This window comes from Micromonospora sp. RB23 (assembly GCF_053585025.1).
On the sequence record NZ_CM132111.1, the window covers coordinates 5,596,632 to 5,617,867 of the forward strand.

The window sequence follows — 21,236 nt, forward strand, 5'->3', positions numbered from 1 at the left end:
ACGGGCCGCGACCAGGCGGTGACCCGCCGTGGGACGACCTGCCCGTGATGCCGGATGCCGCGATACCGTCGCAGGGACAGTTCGACGGCGAGAGGTGGCGGCACGAATGGCTCAGCAGGCGACAGCGCAGATCGGCGTGACCGGGCTGGCGGTGATGGGCCGCAACCTGGCCCGCAACCTGGCCCGCAACGGCTTCACCGTGGCGGTGCACAACCGGTCCCCGGAACGCACCCGCAGCCTCGTCGCGGAGCACGGCGACGAGGGCACCTTCGTGCCCGGTGAGTCGATGGCCGACTTCGTGGCGTCGCTGGAGCGTCCCCGCGCGGTGATCGTGATGGTCAAGGCCGGCGCTCCCACCGACGCGGTCATCGACGAACTGGTGCCGCTGCTGGACGAGGGCGACATCATCGTCGACTGCGGCAACGCCCACTTCGCCGACACCCGTCGCCGGGAGGAGTCGCTGCGCGCGCAGGGGCTGCACTTCAGCGGCACCGGCGTCTCCGGCGGCGAGGAGGGCGCGCTGCTCGGCCCGAGCATCATGCCGGGCGGCTCCGACGAGTCGTACGCGAAGCTCGGGCCGATGTTCGAGAAGATCGCCGCGCAGGTGGACGGTGTGCCGTGCTGCACGCACGTCGGGCCGGACGGCGCCGGGCACTTCGTCAAGATGGTGCACAACGGCATCGAGTACGCCGACATGCAGCTCATCGCCGAGGCGTACGACCTGCTGCGGGCCGGCCTGGACGCGACCCCGGCGGAGATCGCGGAGATTTTCCGCGAATGGAACAGCGGCGAGCTGGAGTCGTTCCTCATCGAGATCACCGCCGACGTGTTGGCGCACACCGACGCGGCGACCGGCCGCGCGTTCGTCGACATCGTGCAGGACCGGGCCGAGCAGAAGGGCACCGGCCGGTGGACCGTGCAGAGCGCCCTGGACCTGGGCATTCCGATCACCGGCATCGCCGAGGCGACGTTCGCGCGCTCGCTGTCCGGGCACGTGGACCAGCGCGAGGCGGCCCGCAGGGCCTTCCCCGACGCCGGTGAGAAGTGGCAGGTGGCCGACCGGGACGCGTTCGTCGAGGACGTCCGCCGGGCGCTGCTCGCTTCCAAGATCGTCGCGTACGCCCAGGGCTTCGACCACATCCGCGCCGGCAGCAGCGAGTACGACTGGGACATCGACCTGGGCGGCACGGCGACCATCTGGCGTGGTGGCTGCATCATCCGGGCCCGCTTCCTGAACCGCATCCGCGAGGCGTACGACGAGCAGCCCGACCTGCCGACGTTGCTGGTCGCGCCGTACTTCGCCGAGGCGGTCAGCGCGGGCGTGCCGAGCTGGCGGCGGGTGGTGTCGGACGCGGCGCAGGCGGGTGTGCCGACGCCGGCGTTCTCGTCGTCACTGGCGTACTTCGACGCGCTGCGGGCCGAGCGGCTGCCCGCCGCGCTGATCCAGGGCCTGCGGGACAACTTCGGCGCGCACACCTACCAGCGCGTGGACCGCGAGGGCTCGTTCCACACCACGTGGGCCGGCGACAAGACCGAGTCCCCGGCGTAGGGCACGACGCGCGGCGTGATCGCGCTCGATCCACGATGTAGTGGTCTTCCGTGTCCGGGAGGCCACTACATCCATGTTCGAGCGCGATCATGAGGGTCCGGTGGCGCTCACGCGACGGTGGCGTGCATCTCCCAGACGAGGATCTCCGCCGGCTCGTCCGCGGTGACCCGTCGACCGCCGGTCATGGTGAGCCTCGCGGCGTCGCCGGTGCCGAGTGGGCCGCTGTCCTCCAGGGTGACCGTGCCGTCGGGCACGTACAGGTGCACAAAGGGCGCGTCCGGGAGGGTGACCTCGTCGCCGGGGCGGAGGCGGGCGGCGTGCAGGGTCGCGTACCGGTTGCGAATCCGGATGGCGGACGCGCCGTCGTAGCGGTCCATTCCGGAGGCGATCGGCACCAGGCCGCCGCGCAGCAACTCGTCCTCGATCTCCAACTGTTCGTAGCCGGGGTCGACACCCTCCTCGTCGGGGAGCACCCACATCTGCACGAAGTGCACGGGGTCGCTGTGCGGCTCCTGGTTGTTCAGGCGCCAGGCGTCGTTCTTCTCCGAGTGCAGGATGCCGGTGCCGGCGCTCATCCGCCGCGCCAGGCCCGGGTAGATGACCCCGGAGTGACCGGTGGAGTCCTGGTGCACGAGCGAACCGCGCAGCACCCAGGTGACGATCTCCATGTCCTGATGGGGGTGGGTCTCGAAGCCGGCGCCCGGCCGGACCACGTCGTCATTGTTGACCAGCAGCAGCCCGTGGTGGGTGTTGGCCGGGTCGTAGTGCCGGGAGAACGAGAAGGAGTGCTTCGAGTCCAGCCAGGAGATCCGGGTGGCGAAGCGGTCCTCGGCGCGGCGTACGTCGACCGCCGGCGCGGGTGCGGTCACCAGGCACGCTGCCCGGCGTCGGGGAGCGACGGCGCCCAGGTCAGGGCCGGCTCTCCGGTGGCCAGTTCGGCGATCTCACCGGTGCGCAGCGCGGGCGTGTGACCGAACTCGGCGCAGTGCTGCTCGGCGATCTCGGCGCAGATCTCGGCGACCTGCTCGCAGATCGGGTCGCCCAGGTCGGCGGCGTTCAACGCCATGATCATCTTGTACCGGAGATCCCGCACACCCAACCACCCCCACCCGACAGGTCCCGCCCCCGTTCCGAACCCTACCGACCCCCACCGCCCCAAACCCCAGAACAACCAACCCCACCCACCCCCGCACCCCGCCCCGCCCCGCCCCCCCCGCCCCCGCTCGCCTCGCCCCGCCCCGCCCCGCCGATCATGGAGTTGTGGTGGTGAACGAAAGTCGTGAATGCGGCTAGACCGGCCACCACAACTCCATGATCGACAGGGTGAGGGGATCGACAGGGTGAGACGCACGCGCGCCCCGCACGTAGTGCGGGGCGCGCGCCGGGTGGGTGGGTGGGTCAGGTGTCTCGCTTACCAGAATCGGCGACGCTTGGCCTTCTGCGGGCGGATCAGGTCCGCGCCCTTCGTCAGCAGCCGGGTCGCCCCGGAGGGACCACGCCGGGCCTCCAGGGTGTGGCTGAGCCGGCGGGCGCCGGCCGCGGCCAGTGGCACCGCGACGGCCATCACCGCCCACTGGGCAATGCGCTTCTGGATCATGTGGGTTCACCTCCGTCAGTGGCTTCTGACGGAGGTGATACCCAGCGTGACGTCTGGGTAAGCCTCGTTCAGGCGGTCGGGGCCACCGGGTTGGGCAACGCGCCCCCGAAGCGCCGGTCCCGCTGGGCGTACAGCTCGCACGCGTACCAGAGGTGGCGACGGTCGAAGTCCGGCCAGAGCGTGTCGAGGAAGACCAACTCGGCGTACGCGGTCTGCCAGAGCAGGAAGTTGGAGATCCGTTCCTCACCGGAGGGGCGCAGGAACAGGTCCACCTCCGGGATCTCCGGGTGGTAGAGGTACTTCGCGACGGTCTTCTCGGTGACCTTCGCCGGGTCCAGTCGACCGGCCGCCACGTCCCGGGCGATAGCGGCGGCGGCGTCGCCGATCTCGGCCTGCCCGCCGTAGTTGACGCAGAACTGCAGGGTCAGGGTGGAGTTGTCGCGGGACATCTCCTCGGCGGTCTGCAACTCGGAGATGACGCTCTTCCACAGCCGTCCCGGCCGCCCCGACCAGACCACCCGGACGCCCAGGTCGACCAACTGGTCGCGGCGTCGACGGATCACGTCCCGGTTGAACCCCATCAGGAACCGGACCTCGTCGGGGGAGCGCCGCCAGTTCTCGGTGGAGAACGCGTACGCCGACAGGTAGGGGATACCCATCTCGATCGCGCCCTCGATGGTGTCGAAGAGGCTGTGCTCCCCCGCCTCGTGGCCCTTGGTGCGGGCCATCCCGCGCTCCTTGGCCCACCGACCGTTGCCGTCCATCACGATGGCGACGTGCTTCGGCACCGCCCCGGCGGGCAGCGCCGGCGACCGGGCGCCGGAAGGGTGGGGTGTCGGTGGTGTCGGCTCGCGCCGACCGGGCCTCGTCGATCGGATCACTCGGCTCTCTCCCTGCTCGTGCCGTCCGCTCCGGCCTCGGCGTCACCGCGCGGCCGGAGCATCCCCGTCCCACCGCCGCCCGGCGGCGGGACCGTGCCGGCGACCGGGGTGACGCCCCGGTCGACCAGCGGCAGCGAGCGTAACGCGCGTTCCAGGTGCCACTGCAGGTGCGCCGCCACCAGGCCGCTGCACTCCCGTCGTACACCGGTGTCGGTGGCATCGGCGACGACCCAGTCGCCGGTGGCGAGCGCGGACATCAGGTCGATGGTGGCCGGCGCGGGGTGGGCCGCGCCCGGCGGCCGGCAGTCCGGGCAGACCGCGCCGCCGGCCGGCACGGAGAACGCGCGGTGCCGGCCGGGGGTGCCGCAGACGGCGCAGGCGGTCAGCGCCGGCGCCCAGCCGGCGAGGGCCATCCCCCGCAGCAGGTACGCGTCGAGCACCAGGGTGGTGTCGTGCTCACCCCGGGACAGCGCCTTCAACGCCCCCACGGTGAGCTGGAACAACCGCAGCGACGGTTCCCGCTCGACGGGTGTCAGCCGCTCGGCGGTCTCGGCGATCGCGCTGGCCGCCGTGTAGCGGGGATAGTCGCCGAGGAACCGCTTGCCGTACAGCTCGATGCCCTCGACCTGGCTGACCGTGTGCAGCGAGCTGCCGTGGTTGCCCTTGGGGTCACCGGCGAGTTGCAGGTCGACGTGACCGAACGGCTCCAGCCGGGCGCCGAACTTGCTCATGGTGCGCCGGACCCCGCGGGCGACCGCCCGCAGCCGACCGTGCCGGCGGGTCAGCAGGGTGATGATCCGATCGGATTCGCCGAGCTTCTGCACACGCAGCACCACCGCGTCGTCGCGGTAGAGCTGTCGGCGGTACCCGGCCATCGGACCATTCTCCCTCGGGGTGCGAAATCAGGGTCGGTTCGGGGTGCGGGCGAGGATGAACCCCGATGCGCCGGGCCGACGACCGCCCGTAGCGTGCTGGCCATGGCACTGCAGCAGAGCACCGCCGTCCGTCGTCGCCGCGCCGCCGCGCCCGTGGCACTGGGGTTGTCCACCGCCCTCATCCTGCTGGCCGGGTGCGACAACCTGTCGTTCCGGCGGCTCGACTACGACGACACCGAGGCGGTGAAGATCACCACCATCCGGGTCGACGGGGGCTCCGGGGACGTGATCATTCGAGGCACCGGCGCGGCGGGCGAGGCGCGGATCAAGCGGGTGGTGCGCTACCAGGGCGGCGAGCCCAAGGCCCGGTACGAGATCAAGGACAGCGAGTTGGTGCTGAACACCGACTGCGGCGACCGGTGCAGCGTCTCGTACGAGGTGACGGTTCCCGAAGGGGTGAGCGTGCAGGGCGACAGCGGCTCGGGCGACGTCGAGCTGACCAAGGTGGGCGCGGTGACGTTGCGGCTGGGCTCGGGCGACGTGCGGATCACCGAGGTCACGGGGGCGCTCGACGTGGAGACCGGCTCGGGCAACATCGACCTGAGCGAGGCCGGCTCGACGGTACGACTGCGGGCCGGCTCCGGCGACGTCAACGCCCGCCGGGTAGCCGGCGCGACGGACGCCGAGGCCGGCTCCGGCAACGTGACCATCGAGTTGGAGAAGCCGACCTCGGCGCGGGCACACGCCTCCAGCGGGGACGTCAGCCTGCTCGTACCGGCGGGCAGCTACCGGGTCCGCTCCAGCACCGGCTCCGGCGACGCGCGGATCACCGTCGCGGACGACCCGGCGGCGTCCCTGGTGCTCGACGGCTCGGCCGGCAGCGGTGACGTGACCATCAGCCAGCGCTGACCTCGACGGTCGCCGCCTCGGCGGGCAGCCGCTGGGCCGGTACGGCGGCCCGCCCCACACTCGCGCCGACGTCGGGCCGACCCGCCGTACCGGCGTGGGAGGGGGCCGGCGAGCCGACGGGGATCAGCTCCGGGGGGCGGCGGGCGGCGACGTCCTCGACCCAGCCGACGGCCAGGGTGACCAGACCGACCAGGGCGAAGACCAGCAGCACCCGTACCGCCAGTCCCACCGGGTCCTGGTGGGACCAGCCGACCACGTCGACCAGCGGGGTGAGCGCCACCACGAACGGCATGTGCCAGAGGTAGATGGTGAGCGCCCGCCGGTTGACCACGGTCACCGCCCGGTCGGCCAGCCGGCTGGGCGACAGCCAGGCCACCCCGGCCGGCGCCCGGCCCAGTACGACCAGGATGAACGCGGTCGACCAGAGCGCGTTGCCGAGGGGGTTGTCGTTGAGGTCATAGCCGCGCGGCCCGGGGTGGGTGACGATCCAGGCCCCGCCGACGGCGGCGAAGGCCAGCGCGAGCGGGTACAGCACCCGACCGGTGAGGCGGCGCAGCATCCCGTCGTGGTGGGCGAAGCCGAGCAGCCACGCGCCGAAGTACAAGCCGAACTCGCGTACCACCGCCGGCGCCGGGTAGATGCCCACCTCGATGGTCACCAGCAGCAGGTACGGGGCGAGCAGGGTGGGCAGCGGGGCCCGCCGGAACAGCCAGAACGCGACCGGCGAGGCAAGCACGAACCAGAGGTAGTCGCGCAGGTACCAGATGACGCTCAGCGCCAGGGCGCCCCAGTTGTTGGCCGGCGGGTCGGCGATCGGGAACAGCCACAGCAGCACCCGCGGGGACAGCGGCAACCCGGTGAACAGCATGGCCGGCACGAAGACCACCGCCACCACCCACAGGGACGGCAGCAGGCGGCGCAGCCGACGGCCGACCGCCGCCGGGCCGGACCGGGTGAGCGAGGCCGCCATCAGCGAGCCGGCCAGCGCGAACATCACCGACATGGCGGGGAACACCAGGGTGAGGGTCGCCCACCCGGTGACGTGGTAGACGACGACTCGGACGATAGCCAGGAAACGGAGCAGATCGAGGTATCTGTTGCGCATCAGCCTGCATCTGGATCGGGGGCGCGGGGTGCCCCACCCCTACCCGGTCCGACCCACGAACCAAACGACGCCTCAGAAACCCAGCTTGCGCAACTGCCGCGGGTCGCGCTGCCAGTCCTTCGCGACCCGGACGTGCAGGTCCAGGTAGACCCGCGAGCCGAGCAGCTCCTCGATCTGCCGGCGGGCGGTGGTGCCGACCTCCTTGAGCCGGCTCGCCCGGTGGCCGAGCACGATCGCCTTCTGGCTGGGACGCTCCACGTACACGTCGGCGTAGATCTTCATGAGCTGACCCTCGGGGATCATCTCCTCCACCACCACGGCGATGGAGTGCGGCAACTCGTCGCGGACGCCCTCCAGGGCCGCTTCCCGGATCAGCTCCGCGACCAGCACCTGCTCCGGGTCGTCGGTCAGCATGTCGTCCGGGTAGAGCTGCGGCGACGCCGGCAGGTATTTGGTCATGACGTCGACGAGCGTGTCCACCTGATGCCCGGAGACCGCGCTCACCGGCACGATCTCGGCGAACTCCCCCAGCTCGCTGACCGCGAGCAACTGCTCGGCCAACCGGCGCTTGTCCACCAGGTCGGTCTTGGTGACCACGGCCAGCACGGTCGCCTTCAGCTCGGCCAGCTCGCCCGTGATGAACCGGTCGCCGCGCCCCACCGGCTCGTCCGCCGGGATGCACAGACCGATGACGTCGACCTCGGTCCAGGTGGAGCGGACCAGGTCGTTGAGGCGCTCGCCGAGCAGCGTACGAGGACGGTGCAGGCCCGGCGTGTCCACCAGGACCAGCTGCGAATCCGGGCGGTGCAGCACCGCCCGGATGACGTGCCGGGTGGTCTGTGGCTTGTTCGACGTGATCGCGATCTTGGTGCCGACGATCGCGTTGGTCAGGGTCGACTTGCCCGCGTTGGGTCGGCCGACGAAACAGCCGAACCCGGCCCGGTACGGGCGTGCCTCCGGATCGCGCACGGGGGTCACTCGGTCACCGTGCCGAGGACCGTGCCGTCCGGGGCGGCGACGTGGATCGGCGCGTCCGCCGCGAGGTCACGCACCACGGCATGCCCCGCGCCGTCCAGCGTCGACGCCTCGGTCACCACCGCCGCCGCCTCCAGCCGGCTCGCCCCGGCGGCGACCGCCGAGGCCACCGCCAACTGGAGCGCGGTGAGGGTCAGCGAGGGCAACGCCACGCTGGCCGCCGCGTACGTCCGACCGTCCTGGTCCCGAACCGCGGCGCCCTCCACGGCACCGACCCGCGCACGGGCGCCTCGGGCCAGGACGACGAGCTTGCCGTCCTCGGCGCTCAGCGGCACCGGCGCACCGGGGGTGGGCCGGGCGGTGGGCGCGGCGGGTGTCTCAGGCATCGGCGGCTTGCCTCTCGTCGTCTCGATAGTGGTCCGGGTCGCTTCCGGGGCCGGCGTGGTCGCCGCGCCCGGTGGTGTCCTGCCTGTCGCCCGACTCCACCCTGCTGACCAGGACGGTGTCGATCCGGTTGCGTCGGCCGGTGGTGCCCTCGGCGACCAGCCGAAGGCCGGCCACCTCGGCCTGCGCTCCGGGGATCGGCACCCGCCCCAGCGACTGGGCGAGCAGGCCACCGACCGTCTCCACCTCGTCGGTGGGCAGATCGGTGTCGAACAGCTCGCCCAGGTTCTCCACCGGCAGGCGGGCCGTGACCCGCACCGAGGAGTCCGCGAGGTGTTCGACCGGCGGGCGTTCGACATCGTACTCGTCGGTGATCTCACCGACGATCTCCTCCAGGATGTCCTCGATGGTGACGAGGCCGCCGGTGCCGCCGTACTCGTCGACCACGATGACCAGGTGGTTGCGCGCCGCCTGCATCTCCGACAGCAGGTCGTCGACCGGCTTGGACTCCGGCACGAAGGTCGCCGGTCGCATCAGCTCGGCCACCGGCACCTGCTCGGCGCCCGGGTCGCCGCCGCGCGAGCGGCGGATCAGGTCCTTGAGGTAGAGCACCCCGAGGACGTCGTCGACGCTCTCGCCGATCACCGGGATGCGGGAGAAACCCGAGCGCAGGAAGAGCACCAGCGCCTGGGCGAGGGTCTTGCCCTCCTCGATCCACACCATCTCGGTGCGCGGCACCATCACCTCGCGGGCGATGGTGTCGCCGAGCGCGAAGACCGAGTGGATCATCTGACGCTCGCCGTGCTCCACGACGCCGCGCTGCTCGGCCAGGTCGACCAGCTCACGCAGCTCCACCTGGCTGGCGAACGGCCCCTCCCGGAAGCCGCGCCCCGGGGTGACCGCGTTGCCGATCAGGATGAGCAGTGACGCGAGCGGGTTGAGCGCGCGACCCAGCCAGCGGACCAGCGGCGCGACCGCCCGGCCCACGGCGTACGCGTGCTGCCGGCCGATGGTGCGCGGGGCGACACCGACCACCACGAAGCTGACGACGGTCATCGCGCCCGCGGTGACCAGCGCCGCCCGCCAACCCGCGCCGAAGCTGTCCACCGCGACCAGCGCCACCAGCGTGGTGGCGGTCAGCTCGGCGAGCAGCCGCAGCAACAGCAACAGGTTGAGGTGCCGGACGACGTCGCCGGCCACGACCTGGAGGGTACGGGCGCCGCGCACGCCGTCCCGGGCCAGTTCGGCGGCCCGGGCCGGTGAGACCGCGGCGAGCGCCGCCTCGGTCATCGCGATCACACCGGCCAGCACCACCAGGCCGGCCGCGAAGACGATCAGTTGCAGGTCGGGAAGGCCGGCCGTGGGGCCGGCCGCGAGTAACACGGGTGTGGACATCACTGGGTGCGGGTCGACCGCCAGCTTGCCAACAGTCGGGCCTGGAGGGCGAACATCTCCCGCTCCTCCTCCGGCTCCGCGTGGTCGTAGCCGAGCAGGTGCAGCACCCCGTGCACGGTGAGCAGGTGCAGTTCGTCGGACGCGGCGTGCCCGGCGGTCGCGGCCTGCTTGGCCGCCACCTCCGGGCAGAGCACGATGTCGCCGAGCAGGGCCGGCTCGCCGCCGGCCGGGGCGGTCTCGCCCGGGCCGTGGTCGACGCTTCCCTCGTCCATCGGGAAGGCGAGGACGTCGGTCGGGCCGTCCCCACCCATCCAGCGGTGGTTCAGCTCGGTCATGTAGTCGATGTCGACAAGCAGCACGGACAGCTCGGCGAGGGGGTTGACCCCCATCTCGTCGAGGGCGTGCCGGGCGACGGCGAGCACGGCGTCGGTGTCGACCTCGACACCGGACTCGTTGGCGATCTCGATGGACAACTGCTTTCCTCTGCTTTAGCGGCGGCGGCCGGCCCGGCCGCCCTGGGCGGGTCGCCCGGGTACGGCATGGACGCCCTGCGCCTGCTGGTTCTCCCGCTCGGCGTCCCAGCGGGCGTACGCGTCGACGATCTCCCCGACCAGCCGGTGGCGCACCACGTCAGAGCTGGACAACTGGGAGAAGTGCACGTCGTCGACGTTTCCCAGGATCTCCCGGACGACCCGCAGCCCGCTGCTCGTCCCGCCGGGAAGGTCCACCTGGGTGATGTCACCCGTCACGACGATCTTGGAGTTGAAGCCGAGGCGGGTGAGGAACATCTTCATCTGCTCGGGCGTGGTGTTCTGCGCCTCGTCCAGGATGATGAACGCGTCATTGAGGGTCCTACCGCGCATGTACGCCAGCGGGGCGACCTCGATCGTCCCGGCGGCCATCAGCTTCGGGATCGACTCCGGGTCGAGCATGTCGTGCAGCGCGTCGTAGAGCGGGCGCAGGTACGGGTCGATCTTCTCGTTGAGCGTGCCGGGCAGGAAGCCGAGCCGCTCGCCGGCCTCGACCGCCGGCCGGGTCAGGATGATCCGGTTGACCTGTTTGGCCTGCAACGCCTGGACGGCCTTCGCCATGGCCAGGTACGTCTTGCCGGTACCGGCCGGGCCGATGCCGAAGACGATGGTGTGCGAGTCGATCGCGTCGACGTACCGCTTCTGCCCGAGGGTCTTCGGGCGGATGGTGCGCCCACGACGGGAGAGGATGTCGAGGGTCAGGACCTCGGCGGGCCGCTCGGCACTGCCCTGCTCGAGCATGCCGACGGTACGCCGGACGGCGTCAGTGGTCAGGGTCTCGCCTTTCTCGATGAGTTCGAGCAGCTCACTGAAGACCCGCTCGGCGAGGGCGTTGTCGGCGGGAGCGCCGGTGATGGTGATCTCGTTGCCGCGGACGTGCACGTCACTGGTGACCGAGCGTTCGACGAGGCGCAGGATCTCGTCGCCCGCGCCCAGCAGATTGACCATGATCTTTGGGTCGGGCACGGTGATCCTGGTCTGCACCCGGGGCGGGCCGGGAGGTGGGGTGCCAGTCATAGGTCGGGCCGAGGGGCCCTGCGCACCTGCTCTCGATCTCGGCGCCGGCCCTGCTGGCACGGCGTGCGGACGTTACACCCATCGTATCGGGTCAACGCGGGCCGCATCGCGTCCATTTCCGCTGGCCGCGATCAACCGCCGGCCCGGAAGTCGTACCTGTCGAAGGTCTCCTGGTGGCGGGTGAACCGGTAGGTCGCCCAGTGCATCCGGACCACCGTCCGAGCCTCGTCGCGGGTCAGCCGCAGCAGCTCGCCGACCTCCCGGCCGGAGACCGTCCGGAACACGTCGGGATGGTCCGGCAGCGGTGCGAAGACCGCCGGTGGGCGGCCCGGCGGGTCGCCCTCGCGCTGCGCCCGCAGCGTGCCGTCGTGCCAGGAGAAGACGTACTCGAAACCCTCGCCCCACCAGCGACCGAGCATCCCCCGCAGGGCCGCCGGGGCGGGTGCGCCGGGCGTCCACGGGGCGATGTCGGCCGGGTCGTGCGCGGCCGCCTCCGCGAGCAGCCGGTGCGGCAGGTCGAACAACTCGGTCGCGGTACCGGACGAGCCGAGCACCGCGGCGCCCATCGCCCCGGCGGTGCCGTCGCCGCCCCGGCGGCCGTACACCCCGGCGAGGAATCCGGGCATCGCCCCGTCGTGCCCCACGTGCACCACGCGCTCGCCCTGTGGGATCAGGATCAGGCCGAGTCCGAAGCCTGCGCCCCAGAGCGTCTCGTCGGTGGTGGTCGACGGCCAGCGCATCTCGTCCAGCGTCGTCGGGGCGAGGACCGCGCCCGCCGGGTCGAGCGCCGCCGGGTCGGCGAGGAACGCCGCCCAGCGGGCCATGTCGGTCGCGGTGCTCCAGAGCTGGGCGGCCGGGCCGACCGCTCCGAAGTCGGTGGGCGGCTCGGGGTGCGCCTCGTCGGAGTACGCGTCGACCAGGAACCCGGTGGCCGCCGAGGGCCGAGGGGTCACGGTCGTGTCGGTCAGCCCCAGCGGCGTCAGGACCCGCTCGGCGAGCACCTCCGCCCAGGCACCGCCACGCAGCCGATCGACCAGCAGGCCGAGCACGGCCATGCCGAGGTTGGAGTAGTGGAACCGTCGCGCCGGAGGTAGGACCTGCTCGGCCCGGCCCAGATCGGCCACCAGCCGTGCGGCGTCCGGCGCGTCCAGGGTGTCCCAGACGTCGCCGAACGGTTCACGTTGCAGACCGGCCGTGTGCGAGAGCAGCCGGCGCACGGTCAGCTCGCCGTGCGCCGGCAGGTCCAGGTGCCGGCCCACCGGGTCGTCCAGGTCGAGCAGCCCGTCGTCGCGGCACTGAAGTGTGAGCACCGCCGTGAAGGTCTTCGTGACCGAGCCGATCCGGAACTGGGTGTGCGATCCCAGCGCGCTGTCGGTGCCGGTGCCCCCGACGGTGCAGTGCCACAGCGGCCGGTCGGCCCGGTGCAGCGCCGCCGACACCGCCGGCACGCGGGCGTCGGCCTGCACCCGGCGAACCAACCGCTCCAACCGGGCGTACGCGTCGGGGCCGGCCGTCACGCCAGGTCCCGGGCGAGCATCGGGCCGAGCGGCGCGCCGCCGAGCAGGTGGGCGTGCGCGTGGAACACCTCCTGCCCGCCGTACGCCCCGGTGTTGAACATCAGCCGGAACCCGTCGCCGAGCAGCCCCTCGTCCTCGGCCACCGCGGCGGCCGTGGCCAGCACGGCTCCGGCGAGCGCCGGGTCACCCTCGGCGAGGGTGGCGACGTCGGCGTAGTGCTCCTTCGGAATGACCAGGACGTGCACCGGAGCCTTCGGGTCGATGTCGCGGAAGGCGAGCGTGGTGTCGGTCTCGCGGACCACGGTGGCCGGGATCTCCCCGGCGACGATGCGGCAGAACAGGCAGTCGGATCCCATCGGGGCAGTGTAAGGACGGCAGGCACGGCTGAGGCAGGATGGCCGGCATGACGGATCGGGCGGTTCTGGTGACGGGGTCCTCGCGCGGCATCGGCCGGGCGGTGGCGGAGGCGTTCGCCGCCGGCGGAGACCGGGTGGCGATCCACCACCGCGACTCCGCCGAGGCGGCCGAGGAACTGCGCGCCGGGCTGCCCGGGTCGGGGCACGTCGTGGTCCGCGCCGACCTCACCGACCCCGAGGCGGTCCGCAGCATGGTCGACCGGGCCGCCGAGCAGCTCGGTGGCCTGGACGTGCTGGTCAACAACGCCGGCACGTACGGCGAGCGGGACGTCCCGCACCCGATCTTCGGCACCTCGTACGACGAGTGGCAGGCGCGCTGGCGGCAGGTGCTGGAGACAAACCTGACCGGTGCGGGCAACGTGATCTGGTGCGCCGCCCAGCACCTGCGCGAGCGGGGTGGCCGGATCGTCAACGTGTCGTCCCGGGGCGCGTTCCGGGGCGAGCCGGAGCAACCGGCGTACGGCGCCAGCAAGGCGGGGCTGAACGCGCTCGGTCAGTCTCTCGCCGTGGCGCTCGCGCCGTACGGCATCACGGTCGCCACGGTGGCGCCGGGATTCGTGGCGACCGACATGACGACCGAGCACCTGCGCGGTGAGCGGGGCGCGGCGATCCGGGCGCAGAGCCCGTTCGACCGGGTGGCCCGGCCGGAGGAGATCGCCGCCGCGGTGCACTGGCTGGCCTCGCCCGAGGCCGAGTGGGCCTCCGGCACGATCGTCGACCTGAACGGCGCTTCGTACCTGCGCAGCTGACCTCGCGACCCAAGCCCGATGCGGCGTTCACCGACGGACCGCCGGCACGCCGCACCTCCTGCCGACGGACGGCGGACGGCGGACGGCGGACGGCGGACGGCACATTGAGCGTGATGCCCGTGCGTCATCTTGATGACTGACAGGCATCACGCTCAATGCAGTGGGCGACTCCGAGCCGCCCGAACCACCGGCCCGCGAGCCAAGGCCACAGCGGCCGAAGCGGACGGGGGGCCGGCTACCAGCGGCCGAGGCGGGTGGCGAGCACGCTGAGCGCGGCCACCCCGGCCGTGGAGGTACGCAGGACCTCCGGTCCGAGGCGTACCGGCCGGCCACCGGCCTCGCGGAAGGCGGTCAGCTCGGCCGGGGCGATGCCACCCTCCGGGCCGACGACGAGGACGATCTCCCCGGCCGACGGCAGGTCGACGCCGGTCAGCGGCTCGTCGGCCTCCTCGTGCAGGACGAACCCGGCGGCGGCGCCGGCGATCCGGCGGGCGACCGTGGCGGTGGACTCGTCCGGCGCGCCGGCCACGACGGGCAGCCAGGGCCGGCGGGCCTGTTTCGCCGCCTCGCGGGCGGTGGCGACCCACTTCTCGCGTGCGCGTACGCCCCGCTCGCCGCGCCACTGGGCCACCGAGCGCGACGCCGCCCAGGGCACGATCTCGTCCACCCCGACCTCGGTCATCGCCTGCACGGCCAGCTCGCCCCGGTCACCCTTGGCGATGCCCTGCACGGTGACGATCCGGGGTACGGGCGCGTCCGCGTACCCCCGGGAGGTGACGGCGACCTCGAGGCTGCCCCGGCCGACGGCGGTGACCACGGCGGCGGCCGTGCCACCCCGACCGTCGGCGAGCAGCAACGTCTCGCCGACCCGCAGCCGCTGCACGGTGGCGGCGTGGTGTCCCTCGGGACCGTCGAGCGTCAACGTGTCGCCGGTGGGCAGCGCGTCGAGGAGGAACAGCGGCGCGGACACGTCAGGCGTGGCCGTTGAACGCGTCCCGCATCCGGGAGAAGAAGCCGCCCTGCTTGGTCAGCTCGGCGACCTCCTCGCCCCGGGTCTTGGCGAAGTCGCGCAGCATCTTCTCCTGGTCGGGGTCGAGCTTGGTGGGCGTCCGGACGTCCAGGTGCACGTAGAGGTCGCCCCGGCCGGTGCCGCGCAGGTGCGGTACGCCCCGGGCGCGCAGGCGCAGCGTGCTGGCCGGCTGGGTGCCGGCCTTGACGTCGACGGTCTCCTCGCTGTCCAGCGTCTTGATGGTGAGCCGGGTGCCCAGCGCGGCGGCGGTCATCGGCACGGTGACGCGGCAGTGCAGGTCGTCGCCCTTGCGGGAGTAGACGTCGTGCGGGCGCTCGTGGATCTCCACGTAGAGGTCCCCGGCGGTGCCACCGCCCGGGCCCACCTCGCCCTGCTGAGCCAACCGGATCCGCATCCCGTCCTCGACGCCCGCCGGGATCTTGACGGTGAGCGAACGGCGGGTGCGTACCCGGCCGTCGCCGGCGCAGGTCGGGCAGGGGTGCGGGATGGTCGTGCCGTAGCCCTGGCAGACGGTGCACGGCCGGGCCGAGACCACCTGGCCGAGGAAGGTGCGCTGCACCGACTGCACCTCGCCCCGACCGCCGCACGCCTCGCAGGTGGCCAGGTGGGTGCCGGCGGCCGTGCCCGCGCCCGAGCAGGTGGTGCAGAGCACGGCGGTGTCGACCGTGATCGGCGCCTCGACGCCGAACGCCGTCTCGTGCAGGTCCAGTTCGAGGCGCAGGATCGCGTCCGCGCCGGGCCGGGTGCGGGGACGCGGCCCACGGCCGGCGCCACCCGCGGCGCCACCGAAGAACGCGTCCATGATGTCCTGGAAACCGACGAACGGGCCGGCGCCGCCCGGACCACCCGGGCCGCCCGCGCCCCCGCCGCCCGGGGCGAGCGGATCGCCACCCAGGTCGACGATCTGCCGCTTCCGGTCGTCCGAGAGGACCTCGTACGCGGCGTTGATGTCCTTGAACTTCTCCTGGGCCTCCGGGTCCGGATTGACGTCCGGGTGGAACTGGCGTGCCAGCTTGCGGTAGGCGCGCTTGATCTCGTCATCGGAGGCTTCCCGGCTGACACCGAGGATGCCGTAGTAGTCCCTGGCCACTGCGTTCCGTGTCCTCATGTTCGTCTCGCGTTGCGCCGACCGGCGGCCGCAGCCGGCCGTCGGCCCTGACTGGTCAGTTCTGGGCCAGCAGCTCGCCCACGTAGCGTGCCACGGCGCGCACCATGGCGATATTGCCGGGGTAGTCCATCCGGGTCGGCCCCAGCACTCCCAGGCCGCCCACGATGGTGGCCCCCGGGCCGTACCCGGTGCTGACCACCGAGGCGGCACGCAGGTTGTCGAACTCGTTCTCGTCGCCGATCAGCACACGGGTCGTGCTGGGCTCGGTCTCGCCGATGAGCTTGAGGAGCACGACCTCCTCCTCCAGTGCCTCCAGGATGGGCCGCAGCGAACCCTGGAAGTCGAGCAGACCGCCCCGGGTCAGGTTGGCGGTGCCGGCCAGCGCGATGCGTTCCTCGTGCCGCTCGACGAGCGTCTCCAGCAGGACCGTGGAGAGCGTGGTCATGGCCGGGCGCAGCTGGACCGGCGCCTCCTCGACCAACGCCTGCACCAGTGGAGGCGTGTCGGACATGCGCTCGCCGGCGAGCTTCTCGTTGACCAGGCGACGCAGGTCGGTGACGTCGTCGGCGGGCACCGGCCCGGGCAGCTCCACCAGCCGCTGCTCGACCCGCCCGGTGTCCGCGATCATGACGAGCATCAACCGGGTGGTGGAGATCGGCACCAGCTCCAGGTGGCGAACCGAGGAGCGGGCGAGGCTCGGGTACTGCACCACGGCCACCTGCCGGGTCAACTGGGCGAGCAGCCGTACGGTGCGGTGGACCACGTCGTCGAGGTCGACGGCGCCGACGAGGAAGCGCTCGATGGCCCGCCGCTCGGCCGGGCTGAGCGGCTTGACGCGGGACAGCCGGTCGACGAAGAGGCGGTAGCCGCGGTCGGTGGGCACCCGGCCGGCGCTGGTGTGCGGCTGCCGGATGTAGCCCTCCTCCTCCAGCACCGCCATGTCGTTGCGGACCGTCGCCGGGGAGACCCCGAGCTGGTGCCGCTCGACCAGCGCCTTGCTGCCGACGGGCTCCTGGGTCGAGACGTAGTCCTCGACGATGGCGCGGAGCACGGCGAGCTTGCGGTCGTCCAGACCCATCCTCCGCACCTCCTGTCGCACGTCGGCCGCCGGCCCACCGGGGCCGACGGACCGTCCTGGCACTCGACTGTAACGAGTGCCAGTCTACGTCGGCGCTCCCGCCGACGCGATGATCAAGGTTGTCCGCGTCCGGCGCGTAGGACCCGACCGGCGGTGTGGCACTGGTGCGGCGTTGCTCACGGCACCTACCGTGACAACCATGACTGAACCACCTCGCCCTCCCGGCGCGGGAGACCCCGGCAGCTACCCGCCGGAGCCGAATCTCCCCGGCTCGTCCTCGTCGGCCGAGCCGCCCACCGCACCACTGTCCGGGGCACCCGGCCCGGGCGGCTATCCCCCGGCCGGTGGCTATCCGCCGCCCACCGGTGACCAACCGCCGTCGGGCGGCTACCCTCCGCCGGGTGGTTACCCTCCACCTGGGGACTACCCGCCGGGTGGCACGACTGGCGGGTATCCGACCGGCGGCGCCTTCGGCGGTCCGGGCGGCGGCTACGCCAACAACGAGGACAAGACCTGGGCGCTGATCGCACACTTCGGCGGCGCGGCCGGCATGATGATCAGTGGTGGCGTGCTCGGCTGGATCGCCCCGCTGGTGGCGCTGCTGGCCCGGGGCAACCAGTCGCCGACCGTCCGGGCGCATTCCGTGTCGGCGCTCAACTTCCAGCTCATCTGGTCGATCGTCGGCCTGGTCGGCTGGGTGCTGTCCTGCATCCTCATCGGCTTCATCGGCGTCGCGGCGGCCATCATCCTCGGGGCCGTGTGCGGCATCCTCGCCGGGATCAAGGCCAACGAGGGGCAGCTCTACCGCTACCCGCTCTCCGCGAACTTCATCAAGTGACCCGGGCCGGCCGCTCCCCCGGCCGGTCCGGCACACCGCCGCCGGCCGGGCGGAGCGTCCGGCTCAGGGCAGCAGGTCCCGCACGACCGCGTCGGCGAGCAGCCGGCCGCGCAGGGTGAGGACCGCCCGTCCGGCGGCGTACCCCTCGGCGTCCAGCAGGCCGTCGGCGAGCGCCCGCGCGGCGCCGGCCCGGCCCGCGTCGTCCAGCACCTCCAGCGGCAGTCCGCTGGCGAGCCGCAGCCGGAGCATCACGTCCTCCATGTGCGCCTCGTCCGTGGTGAGCACCTCGCGGGCCAGGCCGGGTGACGCGCCGGCCGCCAGCCGCTGGGCGTACGTCGTGGGGTGCTTCACGTTCCACCAGCGCACCCCGCCGACGTGGCTGTGCGCGCCCGGCCCGAGGCCCCACCAGTCCGCGCCGGTCCAGTAGAGCAGGTTGTGCCGGCACCGGGCCTCGTCGGTGCGCGCCCAGTTGGACACCTCGTACCAGGAGAGGCCGGCCGCGTCGAGGGCGGCCTCCGCCGCCAGGTAGCGGTCCGCCGCCACGTCGTCACTGGGGTACGGCACCTCGCCGCGCTTCATCCGGGCGGCGAGCCGGGTGCCGTCCTCCACGATGAGGGCGTACGCGCTGACGTGGTCGACACCGGAGGCGACGACCTGCTCCAGCGTGGCGGCGAAGTCCTCGGCCCGCTCCCCCGGCGTGCCGTAGATCAGGTCCAGGTTGACGTGGTCGAACCCGGCCTCGCGCGCCTCCCGGGCGGCGGCGGTGGCCCGCCCGGCGCTGTGCTTGCGGTCGAGGATCGCCAGCACCCCCGGCGACGCGGACTGCATGCCCAGCGAGATCCGGGTGTAGCCGGCGGCCCGCAGCAGCTTCAACGACTCCGGGGTGACCGACTCCGGATTCGCCTCGGTGGTCACCTCGGCGTCGGCGGCGAGCCCCCAGGTGCGGTCGATGCCGTCGAGGATGCGGGCCAGGTCGTCGGCGGGGAGCAGGGTGGGCGTGCCGCCACCGACGAAGACGGTGTCGACGCGGGGTGGCGGGCTGTCGCCGAGCACCCGGGCGGCGAGCGCCAGCTCGGCCAGCACGGTGTCGGCGTACGCCTCGCGGCTCGCGCCGCCACCCAGCTCGGCGGCCGTGTACGTGTTGAAGTCGCAGTAGCCGCAGCGACTGGCGCAGAACGGGACGTGCACGTACACGCCGAAGCCGCGCGCGCCGACCGCCGTGGTGGCGGTGGCGGGCAACGACCCGTCGACGGGGACGGTCTCACCATCTGGAAGGACGCCGGGCATGGCCACTAGTGTGCCCGGCATGACCTCTCCCGACGTGCTCGTGCGGGTCGCCACGGCCCGCGGGGTGACCACCCTCACCCTGGACAGCCCGCACAACCGCAACGCGCTCTCCACCGCGCTGATGACCCAGTTGCTGGCCGGGCTGGCGGACGCGGTGGCCGACGACCGGGTCCGCGTGATCGTGCTTGACCACACCGGTCCGGTCTTCTGCTCCGGCGCGGACCTGAAGGAGACCGCCGCGGCGTACGCGAGCGGAACCGTGCCCGCCGGCATGCTGGGCGACGTGCTGGCGGCGCTCTGGGACTGTCCGAAGCCGGTCGTGGCCCGGGTCGCCGGGCCCGCGCGGGCCGGCGGACTGGGCCTGGTCGCCGCCGCCGACCTGGCGGTCTGCGCCGACGAGGCGACGTTCGCGTTCACCGAGGTCCGCATCGGGGTGATCCCGGCGGTGATCTCGGCGACCGTGCTGCCCCGGCTGCACCCCCGCGCCGCGGCCGAGCTGTACCTGACCGGGAACACCTTCGACGGGCGGCGGGCCGCCGAGGTCGGCCTGGTGACGGCCTCGGTGCCGGCGCGGGAGCTGGACGACGCGGTGCGGGGCTACTGCGACTCCCTGGTCCGCGGCGCGCCCGGCGCGCTGGCCGGCACGAAGGATCTGCTGCGCCGGCCGGGCACCGCCGAGTTGCGTGGCGACCTGGCCCGCCTCTCCGCGCTCTCCACCGGCTACTTCCTCTCCGACGAGGGCCGCGAGGGGGTCATGGCGTTCCGCGAGAAGCGACCGGCTCGATGGGTGGCCGCTCTGGACGGCAATTCCGCTGATCATGCCGGGTAGGTGAGTTCCGCGCCTGAGCGGGAACGTCCCGATCGGTACGTGACGGCCAAGCGGAGCCGGAACCGGTCGAACGACCCGGACGACGCCGGCGGGGACGTACGCTTGTCGAACTGTCGATGTGGAGGTGTGGGTGCGAACTCGGGCAGCCGTGGCGGGCGGAGTGGTGCTCATCCTCGTCGCCGTGATCGCGATCTGGCTCGTCCTGAAGCGGGTCGGCGACGAGCTGCGGCTGCCGCTGGCGGGACGCACCTGCACGGTCCAGGCCGACGGCCGGGTGGTCCTGGACGTCGAGCAGATGGCTAACGCGGCGACCATCGCGGCGATCGGCGTCCAGCGCGGCATGCCCGAGCGCGCCGTGGTGGTCGCGCTGGCCACCGCGTACCAGGAGTCGGGGCTGCGCAACCTCGACCACGGTGACCGCGACTCGCTCGGGCTGTTCCAGCAGCGCCCGAGCAAGGGGTGGGGCACGCCGGAACAGATCCGTGACCCCCGCTACGCGGCGAACAGGTTCTACAAGGCGCTCAAGAAGGTGCGCGGCTGGGAGAAGATGCGGATCACCGACGCCGCCCAGCGGGTGCAGCGTTCGGCGTTCCCCGAGGCGTACCAGAAGTGGGCCGACGATTCCGAGGTGCTCACCAAGGCCCTGCTCGGCGACGCCACCGAAGCGGTCGCCTGCACGGTGGGGCGTACCCCGGTGATGCACGGCGCGGCGGCGGCCGCGCAGTTGACCCGCAACCTGGCGCTGGACTGGGGCGTGTCGAGCGCCGACGAGGCCAGCCAGACCGGGCTGGCGGTGACCGCCCAGGACCAACGCGACGGCTGGCGGTACGCGCACTGGCTGGTCTCGCACGCCCAGGACCACGGGGTGAAGCGGGTCCGCTTCGGCAACCTGGAGTGGACCGCGCGCAACGGCACGTGGGGCCAGGTGAACGGCACGCAGGGCCCCGCCGGCCAGGTGGTCGCCGAGGTCTTCGCCGAGGGCTGAGCGACCCGGATCTCTTAACCGGCAGTGACCGCACAATCGGACAAAACTCCGCAGACCTGACTGGCAATCATGCAAATGTGACTCTCCGCACCTGTCCCACTGCGTGCGGTCCGGCCCCGGGCCCTACCGCCGCCGCTCGCCCTCCCACCGCCCCGGCACTCGCGTTACGATCGGCGGCCTGT

General features: G+C 72.6%; 23 protein-coding genes. 6 read left to right on the forward strand and 17 right to left on the reverse strand.

Going from position 1 to position 21,236, the window contains the following annotated elements; genetic code table 11:
• Nucleotides 1-106: 106 nt before the first annotated feature.
• Nucleotides 107-1,549, forward strand: a complete 1,443-nt coding sequence (gene gndA / locus ACTFTM_RS25370; protein ID WP_449562948.1) for an NADP-dependent phosphogluconate dehydrogenase — start codon at nt 107-109, stop codon at nt 1,547-1,549.
• Nucleotides 1,550-1,656: 107 nt separating this feature from the next.
• Here gndA and ACTFTM_RS25375 read toward each other — a convergent pair whose 3' ends face one another.
• The 5 genes from ACTFTM_RS25375 to recO all read right to left on the reverse strand — a co-directional run bounded on the left by ACTFTM_RS25375 (nt 1,657) and on the right by recO (nt 4,902).
• Nucleotides 1,657-2,418: a pirin family protein gene (locus ACTFTM_RS25375; RefSeq protein WP_449562949.1), complete on the reverse strand. Its 762-nt coding sequence runs from the start codon at nt 2,416-2,418 to the stop codon at nt 1,657-1,659.
• The gene (locus ACTFTM_RS25380) at nt 2,415-2,642 is read right to left on the reverse strand and encodes a thioredoxin reductase (protein WP_449562950.1); all 228 of its coding nucleotides are present in this window, start codon (nt 2,640-2,642) and stop codon (nt 2,415-2,417) included. Before ACTFTM_RS25380 ends, ACTFTM_RS25375 begins: the two co-directional genes overlap by 4 nt.
• 318 nt (nt 2,643-2,960) lie before the next feature.
• On the reverse strand, nt 2,961-3,146 hold the full coding sequence (locus ACTFTM_RS25385; protein ID WP_334630275.1) for a hypothetical protein: 186 nt from the start codon (nt 3,144-3,146) through the stop codon (nt 2,961-2,963).
• Between the two features lie 68 nt (nt 3,147-3,214).
• Nucleotides 3,215-4,027, reverse strand: a complete 813-nt coding sequence (locus ACTFTM_RS25390; RefSeq protein WP_449562951.1) for an isoprenyl transferase — start codon at nt 4,025-4,027, stop codon at nt 3,215-3,217.
• The gene (recO, locus tag ACTFTM_RS25395) at nt 4,024-4,902 is read right to left on the reverse strand and encodes a DNA repair protein RecO (RefSeq protein ID WP_449562952.1); all 879 of its coding nucleotides are present in this window, start codon (nt 4,900-4,902) and stop codon (nt 4,024-4,026) included. The genes ACTFTM_RS25390 and recO overlap by 4 nt, the downstream gene beginning before the upstream one ends.
• Before the next feature lie 102 nt (nt 4,903-5,004).
• Between recO and ACTFTM_RS25400 the strand changes: the two genes are divergently transcribed.
• A complete protein-coding gene (locus tag ACTFTM_RS25400; RefSeq protein ID WP_449562953.1) occupies nt 5,005-5,811 on the forward strand; it encodes a DUF4097 family beta strand repeat-containing protein in 807 nt (268 codons plus the stop codon).
• On the opposite strand, the gene ACTFTM_RS25405 is transcribed toward ACTFTM_RS25400, so the two are convergent.
• The 8 genes from ACTFTM_RS25405 to ACTFTM_RS25440 all read right to left on the reverse strand — a co-directional run bounded on the left by ACTFTM_RS25405 (nt 5,798) and on the right by ACTFTM_RS25440 (nt 13,090).
• Nucleotides 5,798-6,916, reverse strand: a complete 1,119-nt coding sequence (locus tag ACTFTM_RS25405) for an acyltransferase family protein (protein ID WP_449562954.1) — start codon at nt 6,914-6,916, stop codon at nt 5,798-5,800. The two genes, ACTFTM_RS25400 and ACTFTM_RS25405, sit on opposite strands and share 14 nt — an antisense overlap.
• A gap of 72 nt (nt 6,917-6,988) precedes the next feature.
• A complete protein-coding gene (gene era, locus ACTFTM_RS25410) occupies nt 6,989-7,885 on the reverse strand; it encodes a GTPase Era (RefSeq protein ID WP_449566725.1) in 897 nt (298 codons plus the stop codon).
• 5 nt (nt 7,886-7,890) lie between these two features.
• Nucleotides 7,891-8,277 carry a cytidine deaminase gene (locus ACTFTM_RS25415; protein WP_449562955.1) on the reverse strand — a complete coding sequence of 129 codons (387 nt, stop codon included), beginning with the start codon at nt 8,275-8,277 and terminating at the stop codon, nt 7,891-7,893.
• On the reverse strand, nt 8,270-9,694 hold the full coding sequence (locus ACTFTM_RS25420) for a hemolysin family protein (RefSeq protein ID WP_449566726.1): 1,425 nt from the start codon (nt 9,692-9,694) through the stop codon (nt 8,270-8,272). Before ACTFTM_RS25420 ends, ACTFTM_RS25415 begins: the two co-directional genes overlap by 8 nt.
• Complete coding sequence (gene ybeY / locus ACTFTM_RS25425) at nt 9,670-10,143, reverse strand: rRNA maturation RNase YbeY (RefSeq protein WP_449562956.1); 474 nt, start codon at nt 10,141-10,143, stop codon at nt 9,670-9,672. The genes ACTFTM_RS25420 and ybeY overlap by 25 nt, the downstream gene beginning before the upstream one ends.
• Before the next feature lie 15 nt (nt 10,144-10,158).
• Complete coding sequence (locus ACTFTM_RS25430; RefSeq protein WP_449562957.1) at nt 10,159-11,217, reverse strand: PhoH family protein; 1,059 nt, start codon at nt 11,215-11,217, stop codon at nt 10,159-10,161.
• A gap of 131 nt (nt 11,218-11,348) precedes the next feature.
• Entirely contained in the window at nt 11,349-12,734 is a 1,386-nt protein-coding gene (locus ACTFTM_RS25435) for a serine hydrolase domain-containing protein (RefSeq protein ID WP_449562958.1), read from the reverse strand.
• A complete protein-coding gene (locus ACTFTM_RS25440) occupies nt 12,731-13,090 on the reverse strand; it encodes a histidine triad nucleotide-binding protein (RefSeq protein WP_393055180.1) in 360 nt (119 codons plus the stop codon). The genes ACTFTM_RS25435 and ACTFTM_RS25440 overlap by 4 nt, the downstream gene beginning before the upstream one ends.
• 47 nt (nt 13,091-13,137) lie before the next feature.
• On the opposite strand from ACTFTM_RS25440, the gene ACTFTM_RS25445 reads away from it, so the two are divergent.
• A complete protein-coding gene (locus tag ACTFTM_RS25445; protein WP_449562959.1) occupies nt 13,138-13,899 on the forward strand; it encodes an SDR family NAD(P)-dependent oxidoreductase in 762 nt (253 codons plus the stop codon).
• A gap of 235 nt (nt 13,900-14,134) precedes the next feature.
• Here ACTFTM_RS25445 and ACTFTM_RS25450 read toward each other — a convergent pair whose 3' ends face one another.
• The 3 genes from ACTFTM_RS25450 to hrcA form a co-directional block, all read right to left on the reverse strand.
• Nucleotides 14,135-14,869 carry a 16S rRNA (uracil(1498)-N(3))-methyltransferase gene (locus ACTFTM_RS25450; protein WP_449562960.1) on the reverse strand — a complete coding sequence of 245 codons (735 nt, stop codon included), beginning with the start codon at nt 14,867-14,869 and terminating at the stop codon, nt 14,135-14,137.
• Between the two features lies 1 nt (nt 14,870).
• A complete protein-coding gene (dnaJ, locus tag ACTFTM_RS25455) occupies nt 14,871-16,019 on the reverse strand; it encodes a molecular chaperone DnaJ (RefSeq protein ID WP_433539303.1) in 1,149 nt (382 codons plus the stop codon).
• A gap of 73 nt (nt 16,020-16,092) precedes the next feature.
• Nucleotides 16,093-17,115, reverse strand: a complete 1,023-nt coding sequence (gene hrcA / locus ACTFTM_RS25460) for a heat-inducible transcriptional repressor HrcA (RefSeq protein WP_355053206.1) — start codon at nt 17,113-17,115, stop codon at nt 16,093-16,095.
• 199 nt (nt 17,116-17,314) lie between these two features.
• Here hrcA and ACTFTM_RS25465 point away from each other — a divergent pair, with 199 nt between their 5' ends.
• Nucleotides 17,315-17,953 carry a DUF4870 domain-containing protein gene (locus ACTFTM_RS25465; protein WP_449562961.1) on the forward strand — a complete coding sequence of 213 codons (639 nt, stop codon included), beginning with the start codon at nt 17,315-17,317 and terminating at the stop codon, nt 17,951-17,953.
• A gap of 63 nt (nt 17,954-18,016) precedes the next feature.
• Here ACTFTM_RS25465 and hemW read toward each other — a convergent pair whose 3' ends face one another.
• Nucleotides 18,017-19,240 (reverse strand): radical SAM family heme chaperone HemW, encoded by a 1,224-nt coding sequence (gene hemW / locus ACTFTM_RS25470; protein ID WP_449566727.1) that lies wholly within the window; start codon nt 19,238-19,240, stop codon nt 18,017-18,019.
• A 19-nt stretch (nt 19,241-19,259) separates the two neighbouring features.
• On the opposite strand from hemW, the gene ACTFTM_RS25475 reads away from it, so the two are divergent.
• Both ACTFTM_RS25475 and ACTFTM_RS25480 read left to right on the forward strand, forming a co-directional pair.
• Nucleotides 19,260-20,069 (forward strand): enoyl-CoA hydratase-related protein, encoded by an 810-nt coding sequence (locus ACTFTM_RS25475; protein ID WP_449562962.1) that lies wholly within the window; start codon nt 19,260-19,262, stop codon nt 20,067-20,069.
• A gap of 130 nt (nt 20,070-20,199) precedes the next feature.
• Nucleotides 20,200-21,054, forward strand: coding sequence for a hypothetical protein (locus tag ACTFTM_RS25480; RefSeq protein WP_449562963.1), 855 nt, complete (start codon nt 20,200-20,202; stop codon nt 21,052-21,054).
• Nucleotides 21,055-21,236 lie beyond the last annotated feature (182 nt).